The 2804-nt window shown below is 63.4% G+C and carries 2 protein-coding genes and 1 pseudogene; 1 reads left to right on the top strand and 2 read right to left on the bottom strand.

Annotation, left to right across the window (positions count from 1 at the left end; translation table 11 throughout):
• Both EN879_RS31025 and EN879_RS31020 read right to left on the bottom strand, forming a co-directional pair.
• The coding region (locus EN879_RS31025; RefSeq protein WP_127274482.1) for a phosphate acyltransferase at nt 1-1535 on the bottom strand (1535 nt) is incomplete at its 3' end.
• A gap of 177 nt (nt 1536-1712) precedes the next feature.
• A complete protein-coding gene (locus EN879_RS31020; RefSeq protein WP_063167910.1) occupies nt 1713-2492 on the bottom strand; it encodes an SDR family oxidoreductase in 780 nt (259 codons plus the stop codon).
• 118 nt (nt 2493-2610) lie between these two features.
• Here EN879_RS31020 and EN879_RS31015 point away from each other — a divergent pair.
• A pseudogene (locus EN879_RS31015) lies at nt 2611-2804 on the top strand (UDP-2,3-diacylglucosamine diphosphatase); the annotation flags it as partial.

Below are 2804 nucleotides of genomic sequence, written 5' to 3'. Positions count from 1 at the left end.
TCGTCTTCCGGGTTGATGAGGCCGAAATCGACCCCGGGCTTGATGCGCAGGCCGTAGCGCTTCAGGCGCACTTCGATGACGTGCGGGCGGCCGATCAGGATCGGCTCGGCGATGCCTTCCTCGAGCACCACCTGGGCAGCCCGCAGCACGCGCTCATCCTCGCCGTCGGCATAGATGACGCGCTTGGCGCTCGATGCCTTGGCGGACGAGAACACCGGCTTCATCACCAGGCCGGAGCGGAAGACGAAGCGGTTCAGCTTGTCGATATAGGCGGCAAAGTCGGTGATCGGCCGCGTCGCGACGCCGGTGTCGCAGGCTGCCTTGGCGACCGCGGGCGCTATGCGCAGGATCAGCCGCGGATCGAAGGGCGAAGGGATCAGGAATTCAGGGCCGAAGATCGGCGTCTCGCCGGAATAGGCGCGGGCCGCGACGTCCGAAGGTTCCTCGCGTGCGAGCGCTGCGATTGCCCGCACCGCCGCCATCTTCATCTCCTCATTGATGGCGCTGGCGCCGCAGTCGAGCGCACCGCGAAAAATGTAAGGAAAACACAGTACGTTGTTGACCTGATTGGGAAAATCGGACCGGCCGGTGCAGATCATCGCATCCGGACGCGCTGCACGCGCTATTTCCGGCATGATCTCCGGATTGGGGTTGGCCAGCGCCAGGATCAGCGGCTTCGGCGCCATGTGCTGGAGCAGTTCCGGCTTCAGTACGCCTGCCGCCGACAGGCCGAGGAAGACGTCGGCGCCCGAAATGACGTCGGCCAGCGTGCGCGCCTCGGTGTCCTTCACATAGGGGTCTTTCCAACGATCCATCTCATCGGTGCGGCCCTTGTAGGCGACGCCGAAACGGTCGGTGACCCAGATGTTTTCGACCTTGGCGCCGAGCGAGACCAGCAGGTTGAGGCAGGCAAGGGCGGCAGCCCCGGCGCCGGAGGTGACGATCTTGATGTCCGATATGGTCTTGCCGGCGAACTCCAGCCCGTTGAGCACGGCGGCAGCGACGATGATGGCGGTGCCGTGCTGGTCGTCGTGGAACACCGGTATGCCCATGCGGGCCTTCAGCTGTTCCTCGACCTCGAAGCATTCCGGCGCCTTGATGTCCTCGAGATTGATGCCGCCGAAGGTCGGCTCGAGGGCCGAGATCGTCTCGACCATGCGCTCGATAGCGGGCGCGTCGATCTCTATGTCGAAGACATCGATGCCGGCGAACTTCTTGAACAGGACGGCCTTGCCTTCCATGACCGGTTTGGAGGCCAGCGGGCCGATATTGCCGAGGCCGAGCACGGCCGATCCGTTTGTGACGACACCGACCAGATTGGCGCGTGCGGTGTAGTCGGCGGCGGTCGCCGGATCGTCGCGGATTTCCAGGCAGGGGGCGGCGACGCCGGGGGAATAGGCGAGCGCGAGGTCGCGCTGATTGCCGAGCGGCTTGGTCGCCTGTATCTCGAGCTTTCCCGGCCTTGGGTGCTTGTGGAAGTAGAGGGCGGCTTCGTCGAGGTCCGAACGTGCCGTCTTTTTGCTCTCGCCTTCCATGCGGCCGCTCCCTCGAAATCTGCCTGGAGATTCCCTTTTAGCATGCAGCCGTGGTTTTTCGCGACGCTAATTGACGCGCCGGCGGCAATACCCGGCGGCGCGTAGAAAGTATTGAACAATCAAATACTTATAACGATTGTCTGACGGACGGATCCGACCGTTTCACGGATAAGTTGATCAAAAGGCGCTGACGTAAAGACCACCATCGACCGGTATGTTCTGCCCGGTCAGATAGCCGGCGTGGACCGAGCACAGGAAGGCGCAGATCTGGCCGAATTCCTCCGGCGTGCCGAGCCGCTTGGCCGGAACATCGGCGCTGATGCGGGTCTTGCGCGCGGCTGCGGCCTGAGGGCTTTCGACTGTGCCGGCCTCATGCGGGCCGCGCAGCCGGTCGGTGTCGAGCTTGCCCGGCAGAAGGCTGTTGATGGTGACGTTGCGGTCGACAACCGTTCTGGCCACGCCGGCAAGGAACGAGGTCAGGCCGGCACGCGCGCCGGACGACAGGTCGAGGCCGGGAATGGGCACATAGACCGACAGCGAGGTGATGTTGACGATGCGACCGAAGCCGCGCGCCGCCATGCCGTCCAGCACGGCCTGCACGAGCTCGATCGGAGTCACCATGTTCTGGGTAACGCCTTCGAGGATCTTTTCGCGATCGAGCGTGCGGAAGTCGCGAAGCGGCGGTCCGCCATTGTTGTTGACCAGGATGTCCGGCTCGGGGCAAGCCACGAGCAGCGCCTTCTGCACCTCCGGCTTCGAGACGTCGCCGACGACTTCCGTCACCGTGACGCCATAGCGCTCGCGCAACTCAGCGGCGGTTTTCGCCACCAGCTCGGCATTGCGTCCGTTGACGACGACGTCGCAGCCGGCTTCCGCCAGCGCCACGGCGCAACCGCGCCCAAGTCCCTTGCTCGAAGCGCAGACGATGGCCTTCTTTCCGCGGATACCAAGATCCATGACGATTTCTCCTGTGATTTGGCCGGCAAGCTAGTCCTTCGGCTGGACCAATCGCAACCGTCATACGATTGTTGCATGAATCGGGGCATAGGCTCGCGAAAGCAACGGTGAAATCGCGATGTCCGGCCAAGAGCCCCGCACTTTCCGCAGCATGTTCATTTCCGACGTCCATCTGGGCTCGAAGGCGGCCAAGGCCGAGTTCCTGATCGATTTCCTTCGATATCACGATGCCGATATCATCTATCTGGTGGGTGACATCGTTGATGGCTGGCGGCTGCGACGGAGCTGGCATTGGCCGCAAAGCCACAACGA

Source organism: Mesorhizobium sp. M7A.F.Ca.AU.002.02.1.1, from assembly GCF_003998535.1.
GTDB classification, from domain to species: domain Bacteria; phylum Pseudomonadota; class Alphaproteobacteria; order Rhizobiales; family Rhizobiaceae; genus Mesorhizobium; species Mesorhizobium ciceri.
The sequence above is the reverse complement of the archived record's forward strand: the minus strand, read 5'-3'. Positions and strand labels throughout refer to the sequence as shown.